At 34.0% G+C, this 23,374-nt stretch carries 20 protein-coding genes; 9 read left to right on the forward strand and 11 right to left on the reverse strand.

The genetic code is table 11. The features are described 5' to 3' along the window. Positions 1-484 precede the first annotated feature (484 nt). The 7 genes from Q0L65_RS05815 to Q0L65_RS05845 are packed head-to-tail and all read left to right on the forward strand — an operon-like array spanning position 485 to position 7,159. Positions 485-1,078: a TetR/AcrR family transcriptional regulator gene (locus tag Q0L65_RS05815; protein WP_296684385.1), complete on the forward strand. Its 594-nt coding sequence runs from the start codon at positions 485-487 to the stop codon at positions 1,076-1,078. Then, positions 1,075-2,325: a TolC family protein gene (locus Q0L65_RS05820; RefSeq protein WP_296684386.1), complete on the forward strand. Its 1,251-nt coding sequence runs from the start codon at positions 1,075-1,077 to the stop codon at positions 2,323-2,325. The genes Q0L65_RS05815 and Q0L65_RS05820 overlap by 4 nt, the downstream gene beginning before the upstream one ends. A 23-nt stretch (positions 2,326-2,348) precedes the next feature. Then, entirely contained in the window at positions 2,349-3,224 is an 876-nt protein-coding gene (locus Q0L65_RS05825) for an HlyD family efflux transporter periplasmic adaptor subunit (protein WP_296684387.1), read from the forward strand. A 1-nt stretch (position 3,225) separates the two neighbouring features. Next, entirely contained in the window at positions 3,226-4,137 is a 912-nt protein-coding gene (locus Q0L65_RS05830) for an ABC transporter ATP-binding protein (protein ID WP_296684388.1), read from the forward strand. A gap of 3 nt (positions 4,138-4,140) precedes the next feature. Then, a complete protein-coding gene (locus Q0L65_RS05835; RefSeq protein ID WP_296684390.1) occupies positions 4,141-4,875 on the forward strand; it encodes an ABC transporter ATP-binding protein in 735 nt (244 codons plus the stop codon). A 21-nt stretch (positions 4,876-4,896) separates the two neighbouring features. Further along, positions 4,897-6,003 (forward strand): ABC transporter permease, encoded by a 1,107-nt coding sequence (locus Q0L65_RS05840; RefSeq protein WP_296684391.1) that lies wholly within the window; start codon positions 4,897-4,899, stop codon positions 6,001-6,003. Between the two features lie 31 nt (positions 6,004-6,034). Continuing rightward, positions 6,035-7,159 carry an ABC transporter permease gene (locus Q0L65_RS05845; protein ID WP_296684393.1) on the forward strand — a complete coding sequence of 375 codons (1,125 nt, stop codon included), beginning with the start codon at positions 6,035-6,037 and terminating at the stop codon, positions 7,157-7,159. Positions 7,160-7,339: 180 nt separating this feature from the next. Here Q0L65_RS05845 and Q0L65_RS05850 read toward each other — a convergent pair whose 3' ends face one another. Next, positions 7,340-7,945 (reverse strand): HPP family protein, encoded by a 606-nt coding sequence (locus Q0L65_RS05850; protein ID WP_296684395.1) that lies wholly within the window; start codon positions 7,943-7,945, stop codon positions 7,340-7,342. 6 nt (positions 7,946-7,951) lie between these two features. Continuing rightward, the gene (locus Q0L65_RS05855; RefSeq protein WP_296684396.1) at positions 7,952-9,232 is read right to left on the reverse strand and encodes a chloride channel protein; all 1,281 of its coding nucleotides are present in this window, start codon (positions 9,230-9,232) and stop codon (positions 7,952-7,954) included. Positions 9,233-9,532: 300 nt separating this feature from the next. On the opposite strand from Q0L65_RS05855, the gene Q0L65_RS05860 reads away from it, so the two are divergent. Then, positions 9,533-10,162, forward strand: coding sequence for a Crp/Fnr family transcriptional regulator (locus Q0L65_RS05860; RefSeq protein WP_296684398.1), 630 nt, complete (start codon positions 9,533-9,535; stop codon positions 10,160-10,162). A gap of 50 nt (positions 10,163-10,212) precedes the next feature. On the opposite strand, the gene Q0L65_RS05865 is transcribed toward Q0L65_RS05860, so the two are convergent. Genes Q0L65_RS05865 through Q0L65_RS05885 form a run of 5 tightly spaced genes read right to left on the reverse strand, consistent with a single transcriptional unit; the run spans position 10,213 to position 16,420 of the window. Continuing rightward, complete coding sequence (locus Q0L65_RS05865; protein WP_296684399.1) at positions 10,213-10,398, reverse strand: DUF2892 domain-containing protein; 186 nt, start codon at positions 10,396-10,398, stop codon at positions 10,213-10,215. Between the two features lie 17 nt (positions 10,399-10,415). Continuing rightward, positions 10,416-10,721, reverse strand: a complete 306-nt coding sequence (locus Q0L65_RS05870; RefSeq protein WP_296684401.1) for a hypothetical protein — start codon at positions 10,719-10,721, stop codon at positions 10,416-10,418. A gap of 18 nt (positions 10,722-10,739) precedes the next feature. Then, a complete protein-coding gene (locus tag Q0L65_RS05875) occupies positions 10,740-13,931 on the reverse strand; it encodes an efflux RND transporter permease subunit (RefSeq protein ID WP_296684403.1) in 3,192 nt (1,063 codons plus the stop codon). Between the two features lie 48 nt (positions 13,932-13,979). Further along, a complete protein-coding gene (locus tag Q0L65_RS05880; RefSeq protein ID WP_296684405.1) occupies positions 13,980-15,062 on the reverse strand; it encodes an efflux RND transporter periplasmic adaptor subunit in 1,083 nt (360 codons plus the stop codon). A 44-nt stretch (positions 15,063-15,106) separates the two neighbouring features. Then, positions 15,107-16,420, reverse strand: coding sequence for a TolC family protein (locus tag Q0L65_RS05885; RefSeq protein WP_296684406.1), 1,314 nt, complete (start codon positions 16,418-16,420; stop codon positions 15,107-15,109). Between the two features lie 641 nt (positions 16,421-17,061). On the opposite strand from Q0L65_RS05885, the gene nhaA reads away from it, so the two are divergent. Further along, a complete protein-coding gene (nhaA, locus tag Q0L65_RS05890; protein WP_296684408.1) occupies positions 17,062-18,204 on the forward strand; it encodes a Na+/H+ antiporter NhaA in 1,143 nt (380 codons plus the stop codon). A gap of 74 nt (positions 18,205-18,278) precedes the next feature. Here nhaA and Q0L65_RS05895 read toward each other — a convergent pair whose 3' ends face one another. From Q0L65_RS05895 to ftsA, 4 genes are all read right to left on the reverse strand, one after another. Continuing rightward, positions 18,279-18,977, reverse strand: coding sequence for an IS1 family transposase (locus tag Q0L65_RS05895; RefSeq protein WP_296684410.1), 699 nt, complete (start codon positions 18,975-18,977; stop codon positions 18,279-18,281). Between the two features lie 258 nt (positions 18,978-19,235). Then, positions 19,236-19,685, reverse strand: a complete 450-nt coding sequence (locus tag Q0L65_RS05900) for a GatB/YqeY domain-containing protein (RefSeq protein ID WP_296684412.1) — start codon at positions 19,683-19,685, stop codon at positions 19,236-19,238. A 294-nt stretch (positions 19,686-19,979) separates the two neighbouring features. Further along, positions 19,980-21,932 carry a cell division protein FtsZ gene (gene ftsZ, locus Q0L65_RS05905; RefSeq protein WP_296684414.1) on the reverse strand — a complete coding sequence of 651 codons (1,953 nt, stop codon included), beginning with the start codon at positions 21,930-21,932 and terminating at the stop codon, positions 19,980-19,982. A 54-nt stretch (positions 21,933-21,986) separates the two neighbouring features. Then, entirely contained in the window at positions 21,987-23,372 is a 1,386-nt protein-coding gene (ftsA, locus tag Q0L65_RS05910) for a cell division protein FtsA (RefSeq protein WP_296684416.1), read from the reverse strand. Positions 23,373-23,374 lie beyond the last annotated feature (2 nt).

Consider the following 23,374-nt stretch of genomic DNA (forward strand, 5'->3'; position numbering starts at 1 on the left):
CCTTGCTGGTGCGAGCATCTTGCTCGTGTCTATTAATTCAACCCCGCTACTCAAAGTCTCCTGACTTTGAGCTCAATCAAATGTACTGAAAATTATTTCTAATTAATACCTACAAAAAAACCTACTGCATAACAGTAGGTTTTTTTGTGAGCGCTATAGACTTAAAATCAAACCAACTCATTGATTTTCTGAATGTTATCGGTTCGATATAAAACAAGAAACAACTTCTATATTGGATGCAAATTATAAGACTACTAACTTTGATACACGAGGACTGATAAAGGCGACTAGTAAGAATTCTAAGAAAGAAAGAAAGAAAGAAAAATCATAGAGTATTGTTAATCATACAATTAACACCTCGCTGTCACTAAAGGCGATACATTAACCGCTTAATTGAAACGAAAAACTTTCAATTTTTCGTTTTGAAATACTTTTTTTAAATATCTTTGTTAACCATTTGGTTAAACCATTTAGTTAAATTAAAATGACTACAGAAGAAAAAATATTTGATGCCGCCCGAATCGTATTCCAAAAAAAGGGATTTGCAGGAGCGAGAATGCAAGAAATTGCAGATGAAGCAGGTATCAACAAAGCGATGTTGCATTATTGTTTTAAAAACAAACAATCGCTTTTTGAAGCGGTTTTCATGAAAGCGTTTAGCCAGTTAGCTCCTCAGATTAATTTAATCTTTCGTTCTAACGAAAGTATTTTTGACAAAATCAGACAATTTACACACAGCTACATTTCATTCGTTATTAACCACCCCTTCTTACCGCAGTTCATTGTTCAAGAAATGAATAACAATCCTGAGTTTGTGATGCAATTTTTAAATCATGAAAACCGACCTAATCCGAGTTTAATGATTGCCCAAATAGAAGCCGAAATTGCAGCTGGAATTATAAAACCGATTCCGCCCAAACAACTACTATTGGATATTTTTTCTCTAACTGTTTTCCCTTTTGCGGCACAGACTATGGTAAAGGGAATGTTTCATATTTCGGAAACCGAATTCAATCAAATGATGGAGGAACGAAAAACAACTATTGCAGAACACATTATTAATTCGATAAAAAAATGAAAAATACACTTTCCATTTTAGTGATTTTGGTATTCCAATTTTCTAACGCACAGCAAGTTGTAACTTTAGAGAATTGTTATGAATTGGCGAACAAAAATTACCCATTAGCAAAACAATCGGGATTATTCGCACAGAAATCAGCTTATGAAACGTCTTCGTTGAATACTGCTAAACTAACTAAAATTGATTTGAACGCACAAGCTAGTTATCAATCCGATGTGACAGGTTTACCAATTCCATTACCTAATATAACCCCTTTAAACAAAGACCAATACCGAGCTACTTTGGATGTCAATCAATTGATTTACAATGGTGGTCTCATTGATTCCAATGTTAAATTGAGAGCAATTCAAACACAAACACAGCAACAACAAGTTGCGGTCAATTTGTACTCCCTTAAAACACGAATCAACCAATTGTACTTTTCCATTCTTTTGGCGCAAGAAAGAAAATTAATTTTGACTTCTAAACAAGAACAATTAGCTTCCAAAATTAAAGAAGTGAAATCGGGAGTGAAATTTGGGGTACTTATTCCTGCTTCTGAGCAAGTATTGGAAGCTGAAAATCTAAAAATCAAACAACAATTGCGTGAAAACGAATTGGATAAAAATAGGCTTTTGACTAACTTATCTACTCTTATATTTTCTCCTTTAGATGAAAAAACTATTTTAGAAAAACCACTAATTTCAGTTGCTGACTATGAAACTATTTCCCGACCAGAAATACAATTGTTTGAGTTGCAAAACCAACAAATTTTAGGTTCAAAAGAACTCATTTCAAAAAACAAGCTGCCTAAAATTACTGCTTTTGGGACTGCAGGTTATGGAAATCCAGGGCTAAACATGTTAAACAATTCGTTTCAAACCTTTTATATAGTAGGACTAAAAGCCAATTGGAATGTGTGGGATTGGGACAAAACCAAAAAAGACGAAGCTTCTCTTTCTATTTCGGAGGCGATTATCACGACCGAAAAAGAAACTTTCTTACTCAATACCCATTTGCAATTACAAGAAATCCAAACAGAAATTAACAAACTGGATGAAACGATTCATACCGATCAAGAAATCATCAATTTACGTGAAGCCGTTGCCAAATCTTCGGATGCACAGTTAAAAAACGGGGTGATTACCTCCTCTGATTATTTGGTGGAATTTAGCAATTTATACGAATCCAAAATCAATCAGAAAACACATCAAATTCAATTGGCTTTAGCGAAAGCCAATTACAAAGTAATCAAAGGAAATTAATAACATTATATAAACGAATCAAAATGAAACAAGTATTTGTGTTTTTAGTATTAATGAATGTAGTAGCGTGTACCAAAAGTAACGACAAAGCCGATGGCTACGGAAATTTTGAAGCTACAGAAGTGACCATCTCGGCAGAAGCCAATGGAAAAATTGAATTTTTAAACCTTAAAGAAGGTGCTACTTTAGCACCTAACACGTTAATAGGATTAATAGACACCACACAACTGTATTTTTCGAAACAACAACTGATTGCTTCCAAAAGTACCATAGCCTCTAAGTCGCAAAATGTGTTATCCCAAACGGCAGTTTTGAAGGAGCAATTGAAAACTACTTTGATAGACCAAAAAAGAATCCAAAATATGTTTGCCGAAAATGCCGCAACCAAGCGTCAGGTGGATGAAATCAACGGAAAAGTCAATGTGTTGAACGAGCAAATTAAAAGTGTCAAAACACAAGATGCTCCCATCAACAATGAAGTAAAATCTATCGACGTACAAATTGAAAAAATAAACGACCAAATCAAAAAATGTAACATCATCAATCCATTTCAAGGGACCGTTTTAGCAAAATACACTGAAGCCAATGAAGTAACAAGCTTTGGTAAACCCTTGTATAAAATTGCCGACATCACTGAAATGACCTTGCGGGTGTACATTAGCGAAAAGCAATTAAATCAAATTAAAGTAGGACAAAAAGTAACCGTAAAAATTGATGCTCAAGAAGATATGAAATCCTATCCTGGAACTATTTCTTGGATTGCTTCTTCGGCTGAATTTACTCCAAAAATCATTCAAACTAAAGAAGAACGTGCCAATTTAGTCTATGCTGTAAAAGTGAAAGTAAAAAATGATGGTAGTCTAAAAATTGGAATGCCAGCCGAAATGTGGATTCAATAAAATGAGTATTTCTGTTCAGAACATATCCAAATCGTATAAAGACTTCAAAGCCATTGAAGCCATTTCATTTGATGTAAATGAAGGGGAATTGTTTGGACTTATTGGCCCCGATGGTGCTGGAAAAACGACTATTTTTAGAATCCTAACTACCCTACTCCTTCCAAACGAAGGTATGGCAAACGTCGCGGGTTTTGATGTTGTAAAAGAATACAAATCCATTCGAAATTCGGTAGGCTATATGCCAGGCAAATTCTCCTTGTACCAAGATTTATCCGTAGAAGAAAATCTTCAGTTTTTCGCCACCATTTTTGGCACCACCATTGAAGAAAATTACGACTTGATTCGAGAGATATATGTTCAAATTGAGCCTTTCAAAAAACGACGCGCCGGTGCGCTTTCGGGCGGAATGAAACAAAAATTAGCCTTGTGTTGTGCTTTGATTCACAAACCAAAAGTTTTATTTCTTGACGAACCCACCACAGGTGTTGACCCTGTTTCCCGAAAAGATTTTTGGGAAATGCTAAAACGATTACAGCAAAAAGGAATTACCATTTTGGTTTCAACTCCTTATATGGACGAAGCCGCTTTATGCGACCGAATTGCCTTGATTCAAAAAGGAAGAATCTTTGAAATTGATAGCCCCAAAAATATTATTTCAAAATATCCCAAAACTATTTATGCTATTTCAGCCAAAAACACACACCAATTGTTACACGACTTAAAAGCTTATCCAAGCCAATACAGTGTTTTTGCCTTTGGCGAATTCATCCATTATATTGACCAAAAAAATAATTTTAATAGCGCTGATTTACAGTATTATTTGGAAAGTAAAAATCATACTGAAATAGAAATTCATATTGCTACCCCAACAATTGAGGATGTTTTTATGGATTTAACCGCTTTAGAACACTAAACATTGAAACAGTCAAGCATCATATCAGTACACAATCTCACCAAAACTTTTGGTGAATTTACGGCAGTGAACAACATTTCATTTGAAGTCGCCAAAGGAGAAATTTTCGGATTCTTGGGTGCCAATGGAGCTGGAAAAACAACGGCGATGAAAATGTTAATCGGGATTTCTAAACCAAGTTCGGGAAAGGCTACAGTTGCGGGATTTGACATTGCTAATCAGGCTGAAATGGTCAAGAGAAATATTGGCTACATGAGCCAAAAATTTTCGCTATATGACGATTTGACCATCAAAGAGAATATTACTTTTTTTGGCGGAATTTATGGGTTAAGTCGAAAACAAATCAAAGAAAAAACGGCGATTTTAATAGCGGAATTGGAATTAGAAGAAGTGGCAAATCAATTAGTAGGCGCTTTACCTTTGGGTTGGAAACAAAAATTATCATTTTCGGTGGCCTTACTGCACGAACCCAAAATTATTTTCCTTGACGAACCAACGGGAGGTGTTGACCCTATTACTCGAAGACAATTTTGGGAAATGATTTATGCTCAAGCGTATAAAGGCACGACTATTTTTGTTACCACACATTATATGGATGAAGCCGAATATTGCGACCGCGTTTCGATTATGGTAGATGGAAAAATTGAAGCCTTAGATTCTCCTAAAAATTTAAAAAAACAATTCAAAGTCGATTCTATGAATGAAGTCTTCTTGAAGTTGGCTCGAAATATTGAATAGTAATTTGCTAAAAAATAACCCATGAAACGATTTATAGGTTTTGTAACTAAGGAATTCTACCACATTTTTAGAGATAAGCGCACGATGTTTATTCTCTTTGGAATGCCCATTGCTCAAATTATGTTGTTTGGTTTTGCTATTACCAATGAAATCAATAACGTCAATATTGCGATTTTGGACGAATCAAAAGATGCTGAAACTCAAAAAATTATTAATAAAATCAATGCTTCCAAGTATTTTGATATCAAGCAAGAAATCAGCAATGAAAACGAAATAGAAAATGTCTTTAAAAAAGGAACTATAAAAGCGGTTCTGGTTTTTGAAAATCATTTTATCAAAAATTTAGAAACCAAAAAACAAGCTAAAGTTCAAGTAATCACTGATGCCACCGACCCTAATATTGCCAATACCATTACGAATTATGTCAATGCTATTTTGCAAAATTATACTCAAAAATTAAATCAAGAGAATTCGGCTGCTTATTCCATTCAAACCCAAACGCAATTATATTACAATCCAGAACTAAAGAGTGTGTTTAACTTTGTTCCGGGAGTAATGACCATTATTTTGATGCTGGTTTCAGCAATGATGACCTCTATTTCTATCACAAGAGAAAAAGAATTGGGAACGATGGAAGTTCTTTTAGTTTCGCCTTTAAAGCCGTTTCTAGTCATCATTGGAAAGGTGTTTCCTTACATTTTTTTATCTATCATTAATGCTACGATAATTGTACTTTTAGGTTATTTTGTGTTCCAAATGCCGATTGTTGGCAGTATATTTTTAGTAGCCTTTGAAAGTGTTTTGTTTATTATTACTGCGCTTTCCTTAGGAATATTAATCTCGACTGTAGCCAACTCACAACAAACCGCTATGATGATTTCGTTGTTTGCTTTAATGCTTCCTGTAATTATCCTTTCGGGTTTTATTTTCCCTATTTCGAGTATGCCATTGCCACTGCAAATCATCAGCAACATTATTCCGGCGAAATGGTTTATCATCATTATTAAAGCGGTAATGCTCAAAGGAGCTACTTTAGGAGTAATTTGGAAAGAAACTGCCATTCTAATCGCAATGACTATTTTTTTCATTGCTTTAAGTACCAAAAAATATAAGAAAAGATTGGAGTAATTTTCAAACTAAATTATTAGCTAAACGCAAAATGAAAACAATACTATTTATTATCCAAAAAGAGTTTAGGCAAATTTTCAGAAACAAAGGGATGCTACCAATCATCTTTGTTTTACCAATGCTTCAATTGTTAATCTTATCGAATGCTGCTAGTTTTGAAGTGAAAAATATTGCTTTTTCTTATATTGATCACGATCATTCACAAGCTTCGAGAGAATTAATTTCAAAATTTGCTGCCTCTGAATATTTTCAAATTAAAAATGAATTTGAATCAAAAGAATTAGCCAATGAAGAAATGCAAAAAGGAAAAGTAGATGTAATACTCGAAATCCCAAATCACTTTGAGCGCAATATACTTAAAGACAAAAAATCAAACTTAGCTGTAAGTATCAATGCAATTGACGGGGCTTCTGCAGGAATTGAAAATGTATACATCACTCAAGTCATTGGTAATTTCAATCAGAATTTGCAAACGCAATTGGTATCTTATAAAGAAGGAAATTTGATTCCAGCTCAAAATATTGTAACTATTCCTTCATTTTGGTATAACAATACGCTGAATTACAAAACTTTTATGGTACCAGGAATTTTGGTGCTTTTGGTAACTATGTTGACTTTATTTTTATCGTCCATGAATATTGTTCGGGAAAAAGAAATCGGTACTTTGGAACAAATCAATGTTACTCCCATAAAAAAACACCAATTCATTATTGGAAAATTATTTCCTTTTTGGGTACTAGGGTTATTTATTCTTAGTATCGGCTTGACTATTGCCAAACTAGTTTTTAACATTCCTATTTTGGGAAATATCAGTTTGATTTATTTGTTCACATCAGTCTATTTATTGGTTATTTTGGGCATCGGATTGATTATTTCAAATTTTACCGAAACCCAACAACAGTCTATGTTTATTGCTTGGTTTTTCACGGTGATTTTTATTCTAATGAGCGGTTTGTTTACACCAATCGATAGTATGCCACAATGGGCGCAAAACATTACTTTATTCAATCCCATTCGCTATTTTGTAGAAATAGTCCGAATGGTGATGCTGAAAGGTGCTACATTTTCGGATATTTCATTTCAATTTTTTATCATCGTGAGTTATGCGATTGTTTTAAATAGTATAGCTGTTTGGAGTTATAAGAAAATTTCGTGATTCTTGGTTATGAAAAGTAATGAGAATTCTGAGTCAAAATTTGTAAGAGGAAGAAAATAGATTAAAAATAAAACAAGGAATAATCTTAATCTTAAATTAATATCATTGGTACAAGTGTTAGCAGTAAACCCATTTTAATGAGTATAGGAGCGCATTAGAATGAGGACAAATTTAGTATCACTAATTTTGATACATTATCAAAACTGCTCGAATTCTCTTTTTAATTTTATGATATTTTTTATGACTAGGATATTGCCTTTTCGAAGTCATATTGTTAAAAATTAATGCAGTAATAAGTAAAATCAATACACCAATTAATACGGGGGAAAATAAATAGGTATAACCGAGAGCTTTTATTTTATCGGAACCAATAACAGCAATTAGAGCAGTTGCTCCTCCTGGTGGATGCAAGGTTTTGGTAATTTGCATCAAAACTATAGAAAGTGAAACAGCTAATGGAGCAGCTATCCAAATAATATCAGGAACGAATTTATGAACAGTTACACCTATAAATGCTGAGATTAAATGACCACCAACTAAGTTTCGGGGTTGAGAAAATGGACTTTGAATAATACCATAAACTAACACGCTCGATGCTCCAAAAGAACCAATTAAATACACAGCATCATTGCCTGAAAAATGTATGGATTGGATATATGCTAAAATCCCAATAGCGACAAATGAGCCCAGAAACGACCACAAATGTTCTTTAAAATCGACTAAAGTCTCTTTGTAAAGAATATATTTGGCTTTCCGGTAACTCCGTTTTATTTTCTGAATTGGCATAAGTAATTATTTGGCTAAACTAGGTAAAAAGGTATAAACAGTATAAGGAAATATTATTTTTGCAGTGTATTTAGAAATTAAACAAACCACTAAAATAGGGAAGAATAAGGTGTAATCATTCGTCAATCCGCAAATTAGAAAAATTGCTGTAAAAGGAGCATGTATACTTGCACTAAGAACTGCCGCCATGCCTATTATCATAAAATTTATTGGAATTACATTGGCATAAAAAAAAGTATTTAAAACAGTTGCTAATAGTAATCCGAGGAATGCCCCGATAAATAAACTTGGAGCAAAAACACCTCCGTCACCTCCAGAAGCTAGTGTTATTGAAGTTACTATAGGTTTTAAAATTAAAATTCCAATAAAGGTGAATACAATTGTATAACTCAGTTTTATAGTATCCGATTGCAAAAAAATTTCTTTTATTGAATTATATCCTTCTCCGTAAAGTTGTGGAAATAGGAATAAGGATGCGCTTAAAATTATAGAACCTATAATTATTTTGTAATATGATATTTTAATTTTAGAAAATTCTCTCTTAAAGAAAATTACACATTTGGTTAAATATACAGAATTTAATCCAGCCAAAATTCCCAAAAGAATGAAATAAGGAATTGCATGCAAATGCCAAGTTGTAATTTTTAAGTTGAATAATGGAGGTTCATTTAGTACAAATAATAATCCAGATGCAACAGAAACGGCTAGAATTGTAGTAAGGAAAAAAGTTTTTGTGCGTTTTTTTGAAATCACTTCGTAGGCAAATAAAATTCCAGCAATTGGACTGTAAAACAAAGCAGTAATCCCAGCTGCAATTCCTGCAGATATCAATTCTGTTTTATATTCTTGGAATACATTTTCTTTTCGTTGCACTACAGAACCAATTGTTGCTGTAGCTACAACTGTTGAGACTTCTATTCCAGTTGAACCACCAAATATAACAGTAAGTAAACCATTGATGTAATGGGAAGGAATTTTGTAAATGGGTAAGTTTTTCGATTTGGAATTAGTACTTTCAAAGATTTCTTTAATGCCTTTATTTTCATTCTTTTTGAATAAATATTGACGAAGAAAAAAGATAACAGATAATCCAATAATTGGAAAAAGCAGAAAAAACAAAGGGTTATTAATGGCTTTATTAAAAAAAATGGTTTCATAATATTCGGTGATTTTTTTTAATGAAAGTGCTAAAAAAGTACATAAAAAGCCAATTAGCAAGGAAAAAACAATTAGTTTCTTGAGTTTAATTAAAATATGATTTCTTCTAATTTTAGAAATGGCATTCATGATAAATGAATTTATTTTTTACAAACTTAAATTTTAAAAAAGCAAAAAATCATTTTTAAAAGTTAAAATTTCAAAAAAAATCTTAAATGAATTTAGTTATTTATGATACTTCACAAAAGTTGATGAGTAAATTATCCGGATTGCAATAAATGTGAATCTATCCACAGTCCACTTACATATAAATACTTAATTGAGAATATAAATTTTTAGATAGAAAATTATGCGCAGTTTGTGATTTTGTGCCACTCGATTAAAAAGAGGATTAAATTAATTAGCTATTTTTGTACTAAACAAAATCGCATGAGAGACTTACTTAATTCTAGTTATGGATTTGTCTTTGAAGACTTACTTATTGATGAAATTATTGCAGTTGCGACCTTAGTTGAATTTAAAGAAGGAGATGTCTTAATAGACTTTGGGGATTATATCAAAAAGATGCCATTGCTAATTGAAGGCGCCATAAAAATTCTACGAGAAGATTTTGACGAAGGCGAAATGCTCTTGTACTTTATTGAAAAAGGAGACACATGTGCCATGACTATGGCATGCTGTATTGGCGAAGCAAAAAGCGAAATTAGAGCGGTGGCTGAAACAGATGGTAAAATAATCATGATTCCTGTTACCAAAATGGAAGAATGGTTAGGCAAGTACAAAAGCTGGCGAAAATACGTCTTTAATAACTACAACAACCGTTTAAAAGAAATGCTCTCGGCTATTGATAGTTTGGCCTTCATGAATATGGAAGAACGTTTATTAAATTATCTTTTCGAAAAATGCAAAATCAATAACTCTCGTGAAATATTTAGCACACACAAAGAGATTGCTTATGATTTGCATTCGTCAAGAGAAGTCATCTCTAGATTATTAAAAGCATTAGAGATAAAAGGTCGAATCAAATTAAATAGAGCTTCTGTTGAAGTTTTAGTATAAAAAAACCAGAACAAATGTTCTGGTTTTTTCGTTTTAAACGTGGGGACAAATTAATCTTTTACACCTAATTTGGTTAAAATATCTTCCATCAAACACCATTTGGTGATAGAAGATTGTAACAAATTAGCTCCTACAAAAGCCGTAAACCATAACCAGTTTTGATTAACATAAATGGACAAAACCACACTAAGCAGAACAAAACTTCCTGCTATTGCTCTAATAATTCTATTCTTCATCTTGATATATTTTTAAGTTAATTTGATTTTTCAATATTGAGTACCGCTAAATGTATTTTCGATTCTATTTCTTGCTTTTCGTTAAAAACAGTAACAAAATCAAATACCATATCTACATTTTCTTTCTTTACAAAAGCGTAAAATAACAAAGAGTCCGTTTCATTGATTTCGCTTCCGAACCAATTCGTTTCAACATCTTCCCCTGAATTGTCTTTGAACCCTTTTACATCGCGATATGAAAATGTGTTTACTTCAGCTTGTCGCAATATTTTTTTAATATCTTTTTCAAAATCGGATACTGCAGTTATAATTAATAATTTCATTTTTTTTAGTTTAAAGATTTAATTCTCCCATTTTTTTCTTTCCGTGATGTAATAAATTAAAGGCACAACAATCAATGTTAAGATTGTTGAAACAATAGCTCCTGCCACTAACGAAATAGCTAATCCTTGGAATATTGGATCAAATAAAATAATTGACGCTCCAATAACTACCGCACCTGTTGTTAATAAAATTGGGGTTGTTCTAACAGCTCCCGCTTCTATAATCGCTTGTTTCAATGGAATTCCATCATTCAAACGAATTTCAATAAAGTCAATCAGCAAGACCGAATTTCGTACCATAACACCTGCCAAAGCAATCATTCCAATGAATGAAGTAGCCGTGAAATAAGCATTCAACAACCAGTGTCCTAACACAATTCCGATTAAGGAAAGCGGAATGGCCAACATCATAACCATTGGCGTTTTGAAATTTTGGAACCAACCTACAATCAGCATGTAAATAATAACAATTACCACCATAAAAGCCACTCCTAAATCCCGAAAAACTTCTAAAGTAATTTGCCATTCCCCATCCCATTTTACAGTAAAATCACTTTCATCTGTGGGTTGCTCCATGTACAATTCATTTACCTTATAACCTGCTGGCACTTTAATTTTAGCTAATTTTTCATTCATTCCTAAAATAGCATACACTGGACTTTCTAGAGTTCCTGCCATATCAGCGGTAACATAAACTACTCGTTTTTGGTCTTTTCTATAAATGGTTTTTTGTAAAGTGTCTTTTACCACTTTTACCAAATCACTTACAGCTACCATATTCCCTTGACTTCCCTTGATTTTCAGGTTTTGAATGTCTTTCAAACTAGTTTTATCTTTGTCGTCAAGCGAAAGAACAATCCCTACATTATCATTGGAATTTTCGTCATACAAATTAGATACTGGATATTCTTTCAACAAATAGGTGAGATTTACAACCACTTGCTGCGGAGCAATTCCGTTCAACATAGCTTTTTCTTTGTCAATTTCCAATCGGTATTCAGTTTGGTTGTCTTCTACCATCCAATCTGTATCAACTACATCTGGATTATTTTTCAAAATGGTTTTCACTTGGTCTGCCACTTTGATTTGTTCTTTGTAATTAGGCCCATAAATTTCAGCTACCAAAGTAGACAGTACCGGTGGTCCAGGTGGCACTTCGATTAGTTTTACATTGGCTCCGTATTTTTTAGCAATTTTCTGAATTTCAGGACGCATTGCTTTAGCAATATCATGACTTTGCAAATCTCGCTCTTCTTTGTGCAATAAATTCACCTGAATATCCGCCATATTACTTCCGCCACGCAAATCGTAATGACGCACTAATCCGTTGAAAGTAATTGGTGCCGAAGTTCCAATGTAGTTTTGGTAATTTACCACTTCTGGTTTGGTTGCCAAATACTGTGCAATCTCTCTTGTTACTGCCGAAGTTCGTTCTAAAGTAGTTCCCTCTGGCATATCGATTACGACTTGGAATTCGTTTTTGTTATCAAAAGGCAGCATTTTAACTACTACCGATTTGGTGAAAAACATCAAAACCGAACCAAACAACAATACCACAGTAAGAGCCAAAAGCATTCTTCTTTTTGGACTACTATCTAAAAACGGACGCTCTAATTTATTGTACATTTTATAAATCCAGCTGGTATCCATCCCTGCGGCTTCTTTGTGCTCTTGCTCCTCTTTTTCTTGCAACAAATGGTATCCTAAATATGGTGTAACCGTCAACGCTACAAACAACGATAACAACATCGCTATGGAAGCTCCAATAGGCATTGGACTCATATACGGCCCCATCATTCCAGATACGAAAGCCATTGGTAAAATCGCAGCAATTACCGTGAAAGTGGCCAAAATAGTTGGATTTCCCACTTCGTTAATGGCATAAATCGCCGCTTGTTTGAAAGGCAGTCGCTTCATTTTAAAATGGCGGTGCATGTTCTCTGCAATGATAATACTATCATCTACTACAATTCCCACCACAAAAACCAAGGCAAAAAGTGTAATTCTGTTTAGCGTATAACCCAATAAATAATAGGCAAATAAGGTCAAGGCAAATGTAAGCGGTACGGAGAAAAACACGACCAATCCACCACGCCAGCCCATCGCTAACATTACTAAAACCGTAACAGCGATAATGGCAATGCCAAGGTGCATTAATAATTCACCCACTTTATCTGAGGCTGTTTCTCCATAATTACGCGTTACTTCTACATGAACATCATCTGTAATAATGGTTTGTTTTAAACGATCTATTTTTTCAATAATTTTCTCCGAAATTTTCATCGCATCAGCACCTTTCACTTTTCCAACCGCAATAGTTACCGCAGGATATTCTGAAGGAGCTGTTTTGAATTTTTCATTGGCTTTACCAAATCCAAAAGACACATAACTACGAGCTGTAGCAGCACCGTCTTGTACTTTGGCTACTTGTTTTAGGTAGACTGGCATATTTCTATTTACACCTACAACTAAATTTTCAACGTCGTCTGTATTTTCTAAAAATTGTCCTGTTTTCAATAAATATTCTTGGTCATTTTCTACAAAAGCTCCCGATTGCGAACTACCGTTATTGGCCTGAATCATTTGCATAATTCCCAAAGCATCCACGCCATTTTCGGCCATTTTATCTTTGTCCAAAATCACTTTTAGTTCGCGATTGCTTCCACCTATTTCTTTTGTAATGGCAACATCTTTTACTTTTTCGATTTCCGAAGTAACTTCTTCAGCAATTTGACGCAATTGAAAATCATCTTGTTTGTCACTCCAAAGCGTGATACCCAACATCGGAACATCGTCAATAGAACGAGTTTTTACCATTGGTTTGTAAACCCCTTGCGGAAACATATTTTCGTGTTTCGCTAATTCGTCATACAATTTTACATACGAACGCTCCACATCTTGACCCACATAAAACTGTACAATCAACATCGCTTGACCGTTCATTGCCATCGTATGGACGTGTTCCACTCCTTTAATATTCGAAATGATTTTTTCCAACGGTTTGGCTACACGACTTTCAACTTCCGCAGGAGTTGCGCCAGGATAACCCACCATAATGTCGGCCATTGGTACATTAATTTGTGGTTCTTCTTCCCTTGGAATTAAAAACGAACTGTATACACCAATAATCATCAACGCCACCATCAATAAAATGGTTAATTTCGAATTGATGAAAAAATGGGCTATTTTACCTGATATACCTTCTTGCATAATTTTTTTGTTTAAAGTTTAAGTTTCAAACTGAACACTAACAACTGCTTACTGAGCACTAATTTTAGCGCCATTAAATAATTTCCCTTCTGCCGAAACAATGTAGTGTTCGTTAGCAGAAAGTCCGGATAAAACTTCTACTTGGTCTCCACTAATTTTACCTATGCGCAACCATCTTAAAATAGCTACATTTCCAGTTCCAATAGTATAAATTCCTGTCAACTGACCTTGGTGTACCAAAGCCGATTGAGGCACTAAAACTGTAGTTGTTTTGGCTGTAGTTTGATTCTTGTTCTCAATTGGGAATTGTACATTCACAAACATTCCCGAAAGGATTTTGTTTGATGTTTTGGCTAAATTAATTTTAACCAAATACTGACCACCAGTATTTTTAGCCGAAACACTCACTTCAGCTACTTTTCCACTAATAGTTGTATTATTCGATTTTACCAAAACCGTAACGGGCATTCCTTTAGTAATACTATTAATATCACTCTCAGCCACCATAGCTGTTACTTGCAAACGAGAAGCACCTTCAATGCTCACTAAAGGCATTCCAGGATTAGCCATATCGCCTTCTTTAACAAATGTATTCGTTACTTCTCCTGAAAATGGAGCGGTAATATTCAAATATGAAAATTGCGCTTGTACTTCGTTTCTCATTTGCTTAGCACCTTCTAAACCAGCTTTCGCCATTTCGTAACGTGCCGTCATATCATCTAATTCTTTTTGAGAAGCACTTTGTTGTTTGAATAAATTGGTAAAACGATCGTAATCTTTTTTTGCATTATTATACCCTGCAGTGGCTTGCAAAATTGATGCTTCAACCTGTGCTTTTTTCGCTTGCAAATCCGAACTATTAATGCTTACCAAAAGTTGTCCTGCACTCACTTTTTGACCTACTTGAACATGAACTTTGGTTACATAACCCATCATTCGGGTGCTTAAATTAGCACTGTTTTCGGCTTCAATTTTTCCGCTTGCAGTTACAAACTGACCGTTGTCGGTAGAACCAACACTACTTAGTTGTACTGCGATAGCAGGTTCATTATTGATTACTTCTTGTTTTTCTTTTCTGCACGATAGAAATGCGAATGTAGAAAGGGTTAGGATTGCTATTGTCTTTTTCATGTCTTTTGTATATTGAAATTGCTTTTTGAAATTGAACTTGATATTTATTTAGTTAAAAACTGTGCATATTCTTTCGTGAAATTATACTCGAATACGGCTTGTAAAAACTCTAATTCTTTTTGAGCCATTAAGGTTTCTGATTGTAACAAATCGGTAGTTTTTTCAAGTCCTTGTGTAAAACGGTTCGAACGAATACGATACGCTTCTTGTGATTGTTCTAAAGCCAATTTGGATAAGTTTACTTTGTTTTCGGTATCTTTCAATTGGCGATTGGTTTTATTTAATTCCAACTGACTTTGTGCTTTGTATTGTTGACTTTCTAAACTTGATTTTTGAAAATCGGCTTTGGCTTTTTCTAATTTACCAATGCTTTTGAATCCGTCAAAAACTGACCAAGACAATTGAGCTCCTACTAAATACCCTTTGGCTTTTGTACCCAACAAAGTCGTATCATACAATTCGTAGCTTCCAAAAGCATTCAATCTTGGCAAGAAACTCATCTTATTCGATAACACCATTTTTTCATACGCTTGAGACGCTTTGTCCATCGCTTGAATGTCTTTTCTATTTCCAGAAAGTGTCGTGTTTACTGTTTCAATCGCAATGCTGTTGTCCAACGTTTCTATAGGCTTATAGACTTTGTTCGTATTATCTTCATTTAATAAAAAGGCCAAATAATCGGACGCATTTTGCACATTACTTTTAGCGTATTGCAATTGATTTTTAATTTCGTTCACACGAACTTGTACCGACAATAAATCGGTTTTTTGCAAAATGCCCTGTTTAAAATAATTTTCTATCAGTTTTAAATTAGCATCTGCCGTTTGATTTGCTTTGGACAAAACCGCCACCGCTCTGTACGCCAATTGTAACTGCATAAATGATTTATTGACTTCCAATTCTAAATATTCTTGGGTTCTTTCGGTTTGCAGTTGAAATGCTTCCATTTTAGATTTAGCCGCCTGTCTACCATACATTCCATCTACATTAATCAAGGGTTGTAACACCTCAATTTTAGTAGCGAAGTTTTTAGTTTTAGCTGGGTTGTTCAATAAATTTGGGTCAAAATCAGAAGCCATTAAAACTTCCTGATTCAGTTTAGAACCAAAAGCCATCAAGGGATTAGTAGTAGAAATTGCGGTATGCGAAGCCGAAATACTCGGTAAAAATAACGCATTGGATTGTCTAAAATCTGCTTGAGCCGATTTGAAATTTTGATTTGCAATTTGAATTTGTAAATTCTTCTCTAATGCTTTTTGTCCAATTTCTTTTTTAGAAATAGGTAAAGTATCCTGACTATATCCAAAATAGGAACAAGCCAAACATCCCATAAGTGCTAATACATGTAGTCTCTTCATAATTATTTTCTAATTGATGGAGCAAAAGTAGAAGGGATATACTAGCGAGTCAGTAACAATTGTCACAGTGAAGGGAATATGAATAATATAAACAAAAAAACTACCGCATAACAGTAGGTTTTTAGTGAGTGCTATAGATTTAAAATCAAATCAACTCATTGATTTTATGAAGTTTATCGGCTCAATATAAAACAACAAATGACCTTAAAAATGAATTTAAGGTCATCGGTTCAACTTGTGAATACTGTAAATTTAAAATAAATTAACTAGTTGATTTACTTAAGCTTATTGGTTCGATATAAAATAAATAATTAATCTTTGATACATCTAAAGGATTGTCTAGTAGTTTAATAATAATAATTGTTATTCCAAGTAACTCTATTGTAAAATTGTGAATAAAGAGTAGGCTGATTTAAACAAAAATAATTGCATTAATAACAATGAATTTTATTAAAAAACACTGCGTAAGTAGAGTTTTTTTTATTTTTTTTATTGATAATAATATAGTTTAAAGGTGTTCAATAACTTATATTTACCCAAAATTAGTATTCAGTGATTGAATAATGTTAAGACTTTCATAGATTTAAATATCATATAAGAAAATACTTATAATTTACCCGTAGATAAAATTTAATTGCAAAATGAAAATCACAAAAATATTTAAAGATTTTTTTGAAAGTGAAAAAGTAGGTGGTATACTTTTAATTCTATGTACAGTAATTTCTTTACTAATTGCAAATTCTTTATTTGGAGAAAGTTATCATCATTTTTGGTTGACAAAATTTGCAGGAAAAAATATTGAATATTGGGTTAATGATGGATTAATGACAATTTTCTTTTTATTGATTGGTCTAGAGTTAGAAAGAGAAATTTACAAAGGAGAATTATCAAATGTAAAAGATGCTTTTTTACCAATATTTGGAGCCTTTGGAGGAATGCTTATACCCACAGGTATTTATATTTACTTAAATCATGGAACATTAACACATTCAGGTGCCGGGATTCCAATGGCAACTGACATTGCATTTGCTTTAGGGGTATTGTCATTATTAGGAAATAAAGTTCCTACATCACTAAAAGTATTTTTAACTGCTTTAGCAGTAATTGATGATTTAGGAGCAATTTTAATAATTGCCATTTTTTATACCAAAAATTTACTTTGGATAAACTTAATTATTGCATTAAGCATTTTCCTCATACTTTTTATTTTAGGTAAATATTTTAGAGTAAAAAATTTAATATTTTATATTATTGGTGGAGTTGCTATGTGGTATTACATGCTGAATTCGGGTGTTCATGCTACAATATCAGGTGTATTATTGGCTTTTGCAATTCCATTTGGTAATGGTGGTAAAAAATCAACGTCATATATTTTGCAACATCTTTTACACAAACCTGTAGCGTTCTTTATTTTACCCATTTTTGCATTGGCAAACACCGCTATTGTTTTAAATTCGAATATCTCATCTACACTTACTCAAAATTATAGTTTGGGAATTTTATTCGGTTTAATTATTGGAAAACCATTAGGAATATTTGCACTAACATTTATTGCTGTGAAGATTGGTATTTGTAAGCTACCGAGTGATCTTAACTGGAAATCAATTCTAGGTGTTGGATTTTTGGGAGGAATAGGATTTACAATGTCAATCTTTATTACCTTACTTGCTTTTGAAAGTGAAACTATTATTAATAATGCAAAATTTACAATACTTCTATCTTCATTAGTTGCAGGAATGTTAGGTTTTCTATTTTTGAAATTTGCATTGAAAACACTCTCTTAGTTTATGTCTAAATCAGTCCACTTTTTGCTGACGATTTACACTATACTTTATTTTTTAGGTTTAAATAATAAAAACTACAACCAGAAATAAATCCTTAGCACCGCATTGAGTACAAGCAAACTTTTGGAGAAACAAATCGACCTTCTATTGAGGCGTTTTAATTGGGTACGTAGGCTAAGATTTTTTCTTTCAATTCTATTGGTTCCAAAACGGGTAACTTTATGAATAGTGTTGTGAATTAAAAATTTGTAGTGAATCAATCCATCAGTATAAATTCGTTTGGGATTGGAAAGTACAACAGTTTGAATCACTTGATTGAGTGTTTTCTTGGTTCTTGAACCAACAGCAAAACTGATTACATTTTTGTTGACTCTATCTAAAGCATATACAATCCAAATTACCTTGCCTTTATGCCTTAAAAAAGTCCTCATTTCGTCTACTTCATAGATTTGACCAGAATAAATGGGTGGCGATTGTACTCCTTTGGCAATAAACAATATGCGTTTTAGTAAAGTAGTGGTAGAAATACATAAAACTCGAGCCATACTTCTAATTCCCATTCCTTCTTTAATAAGCATTATGATATGGGCATTGATTTCTTTACTACATCCCCTACTTGTATAAAAATCTATGCACCGTTTCGTACATGTTTTACAATAAAATTGTTGTTTTCGATTAGAAGTAAACCCATTTTTAATAAGTGTAGAAGCAGTACAATGAGGACAAATTTTAGTATCACTAATTTTGATACACGAGGACTGATAAAAAGCCATTTTAAAAGATTTAAGCGATAATAAATATACAAAAGGAGAGACATACAGCCTCTCCTTTTGTAAAATAAATTAACTTAAATATTGATTATCAATATAGTAACTTATTGATTTGGAGTCATCACTAATTTTGATACATTACCCTATCCAGTTGAACTACGCAGTCTTATTTACGATATACGAGGTACGATTTACGATATTAGCTTCGCTCCGTTCGGCTTCGCCTCGGGTCGATTTACGAAGTACGAAATCAATTGTATCCTAAGATAATAATTTTTTAACTATAGTCGAAATGGTTTTTCCATCCGCTTTTCCGGCTAATTCAGCCGAGGCTAAGCCCATTACTTTTCCCATAGCTGCCATTCCTGAAGCGCTATTGTCGGCAATGATTTTAACTACAACCGCTTCTACTTCGGCTTCTGATAATTGAGCTGGTAAGAATTTCTCAATTACGGCTGCTTGCTCTAATTCAGGCGCTGCTAAATCAGGACGTCCTTGTTCGGTGTAGATATTAGCACTGTCTTTACGTTGTTTGACCAAACGTTGCAACAATTTAATTTCCTCCTCGGCACTGATTTCTTCTTTGGCACCGCTCTCCGTTTGTGCTAAAAGCAAAGCCGATTTCACTGCACGCAATGATTCTAATGCTACAGTATCTTTGGCTTTCATGGCGTTTTTGATTTCGTCCATGATTTGTGTGGCTAAACTCATATTTTTGACTCTTAAGTGAATGATTTTCTTTTTGCCCCAGATGGTAGTGAAAAGCCTTTTTAGGAGAAAATGTATTTTTTCTTGGAGTTAAAAAGCGACTTTAGGAGCTCTTTTACCTCCTTAGAAAAAAGCATTTTCGAGAAAAAGCTTGTAACGACAGCTGGACTAAGGCTCGCAAATTTAACACAATTTACCCGAACTAACAAAAGATTGATTGCAACGACAATAGGATAAAAAAATAACCCGAAAATCGGTTGAATTTCGGGTTATCTTGGTTTTGGTTAGTTTGGTTTGTTAGTCTACATTATCGTGTAAATACGAGTTATTAGAACGCAACTGCAAGTCATTGTTGCTGTCTGTTCCTACCGATATTCTCGAATTAGTAGTATTCGGTTGATTCGTAGAAAGCTCTACTCCTAATCTTTTGTAAGCAGGCTCTTTTTCGTACTCGTCTATTTTAGACACGTTGTTGTGAAACTTATAATTGAATTCTTTCAACTTTCTTCTTCTTTCGTCAGCACGGGCGCGTAAGGTTTCCTCGATAGTCATTTCCATTGGAGAAATTGATTCAAACTCTGAAGCAGCAATAGTTGATTCGTCTATTTTCTTCATCGTGATGTTCAATTCTTCTGGAACCACTTCGGCAACTTTTTCAATAGTTTTAGTAGCTACAACTTCTTGCTCTACTTCCATGTACTCTTCTAACGAGTGACGAATTACTCCGTTTTCAGCCACTTCAGTTACGGGTACAAATTGAACTGGATCTACTACTTTGATATCGTTGATTTCATTGTTAGTCAATTCAAAAACTACTTTGTTTTCTTCTACCGCTGGCTCTGATTTGAACAAAGGTAAATCGAATGAAAACGTAGCTTGTTCTTCTCTTTGAACGGCTTTTGGCTGTGCTGTTTCGATAGCATGTGCCTCAGGCGTTGTAAAAGTAAAATCGATGTCGTTAATTGGTGAAACAATTTCAAAAGTCACATCTAAATTTTTGATGAATTCAGACATTACGATTAAATCATTTTCATTGGTAATTGGTTCGTAAGCAGCAACCACTGGCTCAGCCACTACTTCGGCAACTGGCTCTTCTTCCTCTAACAATTCAAAAACAATACGTTCTTCTGTAGCAGCTACAGGAGTTGGCACATCCAAATCAAATGTAGCCACAGGAGTGTTTGATAAATTGTGAGTGATTTTTTGCTCATCCTCTAAAGCGTGGATAATTTTTTGAGGCTCTGTGTTTACAATTTCATTTTGTTGCTCCAAGTCAAAACCTGTAGCAATAACCGTTACTGCGATAGCATCACCAAGAGTTTCGTCTTCACCAACTCCCATAATAATATTCGCATTGAAACCAGCTTCTGATTGGATGTGGTCATTGATTTCACCAATTTCATCCAAAGTGATTTCGTTAGTTCCAGAAACGATAAGCAACAATACGTTTTTGGCACCTGTGATTTTGTTGTCATTCAATAATGGAGAATCCAAAGCAGAAATAATAGCATCTTTCGCTCTAGTTTCACCTTCAGCTATTGCAGAACCCATAATAGCTGTTCCACTATCAGACAATACCGTTTTAGCGTCACGTAAATCGATATTCTGAGTATAGTGGTGTGTAATTACTTCGGCAATACCTCTTGAGGCTGTTGCCAATACTTCGTCTGCTTTTGAGAAACCAGCTTTGAAACCTAAGTTTCCGTACACTTCTCTCAATTTATTGTTATTAATAACGATTAGCGAATCGACTTGTTTGCGTAATTTCTCAATACCAATTAAGGCTTGTTCTTGACGTACTTTACCTTCAAAAACGAAAGGAAGTGTCACAATACCTACAGTAAGAATATCACGTTCTTTAGCCAATTGAGCAATGACAGGCGCAGCACCAGTTCCAGTACCACCTCCCATACCAGCAGTGATAAATACCATTTTAGTATTTTGATCTAACATTTTTTCAATGTCAGAAATACTTTCAATAGCTGATTGTTGTCCTACATCTGGATTTGCTCCAGCTCCCAATCCTTCAGTTAAGTTGACACCCAACTGAATTTTGTTAGGCACAGCACTGTTTTGCAAGGCTTGTGAATCTGTATTACAAACAATAAAATCTACCCCTTTGATTCCTTGTTTAAACATGTGGTTGATGGCGTTGCTCCCGCCGCCTCCAACACCAATTACTTTGATTACATTTGATTGGTTCTTTGGTAAATCAAATGAAATACTTCCAAATTCTGAGTTGCTCATCATTTTATTTGGTTTTTGCTATTTGTTATTAATTTAATATTGTCAAAGGCTAGGCCTCTATTCTGCATTATCTAAGAAATCTTTGATTTTAGTAACGTACTTATCAAAGAATGATTCTCTAATTTGAGTACCTGTAGATTTATCTTTTGATTCTTCTACAGTAGACGGTTTTTCTGCAACAATTTCGTCTTGTACTTCTACATCAGCTACCACTTCTGGAGCTTTGTAAACAGGCATACTTGGGGCTTCTGTCTGTTGATTCATTTTAACGGCACTTTGCGTTTGGTTTTCGATGCTATTCATCACTAAACCAACAGCCGTTGCATATAAGGGACTTGATATTTCTTCGCTTGAATTACCTGCTAGGTGTTCGTTTGGATATCCAATTCTTGTATCCATTCCCGTGATGTATTCCACTAACTGCTTGATGTGTTGCAATTGCGATCCTCCACCTGTAAGCACAATTCCTGCGATTAATTTTTTTCTTGGGTCTTCATGACCGTAGGCTTTGATTTCAACAAAAACTTGTTCAATAATCTCCACTACACGAGCGTGAATTATTTTAGACAAATTCTTTAACGAAATCTCTTTTGGCTCTCTTCCTCTCAATCCTGGAATAGAAACAATCTCATTTTCTCTATTTTCTCCTGGCCAAGCAGAACCAAATTTTACTTTTAATAATTCGGCTTGTTTTTCAATAATCGAACAACCTTCTTTAATATCGTCTGTAATTACATTTCCTCCGAAAGGAATTACTGCGGTGTGACGAATAATACCATCTTTGAAAATAGCCAAATCCGTTGTTCCACCACCAATATCAATCAGCGCCACTCCTGCTTCTTTTTCTTCTTGGCTCAAAACAGCGTCAGATGAAGCCAACGGCTCTAATGTCAAACCAGACAATTCAATTCCAGAATCGTGAATACAACGTCCCACGTTTCTGATTGACGAAGCCTGTCCCACTACTACGTGAAAACTTGACTCTAAACGTCCACCATACATCCCGATTGGTTCTTTTATTTCGGCTTGTCCGTCAATTTTAAATTCTTGAGGCAATACGTGAATAATTTCTTCACCAGGAAGCATCGCTAATTTATTTACTTGATCAATCAACAATTGAATATCATTCCCTCCAATCACTTCTTCGGGATTGCTTCTGCTGATGTAATCAGTATGCTGAATACTACGAATGTGTTGACCCGCAATACCTACTACGCAATCTTTAATTTTATAACCTGAGTTATTTTCAGCTTCTTGTACAGCGTGTTGGATAGACTGAATTGTTTGTGTGATATTATTCACAACACCTCTAGCCACACCTAAACTTTTGGATTTTCCAACACCCAAAATTTCTAGTTTTCCGTACTCATTTTTTTTGCCTATCATAGCGACAATTTTAGTTGTCCCAATGTCTAGTCCTACTGCAATATTCTCTTTTTCCATTA

Source organism: Flavobacterium sp. (assembly GCF_024642105.1).
In the GTDB taxonomy this organism is placed as follows: domain Bacteria; phylum Bacteroidota; class Bacteroidia; order Flavobacteriales; family Flavobacteriaceae; genus Flavobacterium.

What these genes read in the sequence shown, in the direction of transcription:
- Q0L65_RS05815 (WP_296684385.1), top strand. Translation starts at nt 485, where the DNA reads ATGACTACAGAAGAAAAAATATTTGATGCCGCCCGAATCGTATTCCAA.
- Q0L65_RS05820 (WP_296684386.1), top strand. Translation starts at nt 1,075, where the DNA reads ATGAAAAATACACTTTCCATTTTAGTGATTTTGGTATTCCAATTTTCT.
- Q0L65_RS05825 (WP_296684387.1), top strand. Translation starts at nt 2,349, where the DNA reads ATGAAACAAGTATTTGTGTTTTTAGTATTAATGAATGTAGTAGCGTGT.
- Q0L65_RS05830 (WP_296684388.1), top strand. Translation starts at nt 3,226, where the DNA reads ATGAGTATTTCTGTTCAGAACATATCCAAATCGTATAAAGACTTCAAA.
- Q0L65_RS05840 (WP_296684391.1), top strand. Translation starts at nt 4,897, where the DNA reads ATGAAACGATTTATAGGTTTTGTAACTAAGGAATTCTACCACATTTTT.
- Q0L65_RS05845 (WP_296684393.1), top strand. Translation starts at nt 6,035, where the DNA reads ATGAAAACAATACTATTTATTATCCAAAAAGAGTTTAGGCAAATTTTC.
- Q0L65_RS05850 (WP_296684395.1), bottom strand. Translation starts at nt 7,945, where the DNA reads ATGCCAATTCAGAAAATAAAACGGAGTTACCGGAAAGCCAAATATATT.
- Q0L65_RS05855 (WP_296684396.1), bottom strand. Translation starts at nt 9,232, where the DNA reads ATGAATGCCATTTCTAAAATTAGAAGAAATCATATTTTAATTAAACTC.
- Q0L65_RS05860 (WP_296684398.1), top strand. Translation starts at nt 9,533, where the DNA reads ATGAGAGACTTACTTAATTCTAGTTATGGATTTGTCTTTGAAGACTTA.
- Q0L65_RS05865 (WP_296684399.1), bottom strand. Translation starts at nt 10,398, where the DNA reads ATGAAGAATAGAATTATTAGAGCAATAGCAGGAAGTTTTGTTCTGCTT.
- Q0L65_RS05870 (WP_296684401.1), bottom strand. Translation starts at nt 10,721, where the DNA reads ATGAAATTATTAATTATAACTGCAGTATCCGATTTTGAAAAAGATATT.
- Q0L65_RS05875 (WP_296684403.1), bottom strand. Translation starts at nt 13,931, where the DNA reads ATGCAAGAAGGTATATCAGGTAAAATAGCCCATTTTTTCATCAATTCG.
- Q0L65_RS05880 (WP_296684405.1), bottom strand. Translation starts at nt 15,062, where the DNA reads ATGAAAAAGACAATAGCAATCCTAACCCTTTCTACATTCGCATTTCTA.
- Q0L65_RS05885 (WP_296684406.1), bottom strand. Translation starts at nt 16,420, where the DNA reads ATGAAGAGACTACATGTATTAGCACTTATGGGATGTTTGGCTTGTTCC.
- nhaA (WP_296684408.1), top strand. Translation starts at nt 17,062, where the DNA reads ATGAAAATCACAAAAATATTTAAAGATTTTTTTGAAAGTGAAAAAGTA.
- Q0L65_RS05895 (WP_296684410.1), bottom strand. Translation starts at nt 18,977, where the DNA reads ATGGCTTTTTATCAGTCCTCGTGTATCAAAATTAGTGATACTAAAATT.
- Q0L65_RS05900 (WP_296684412.1), bottom strand. Translation starts at nt 19,685, where the DNA reads ATGAGTTTAGCCACACAAATCATGGACGAAATCAAAAACGCCATGAAA.
- ftsZ (WP_296684414.1), bottom strand. Translation starts at nt 21,932, where the DNA reads ATGATGAGCAACTCAGAATTTGGAAGTATTTCATTTGATTTACCAAAG.
- ftsA (WP_296684416.1), bottom strand. Translation starts at nt 23,372, where the DNA reads ATGGAAAAAGAGAATATTGCAGTAGGACTAGACATTGGGACAACTAAA.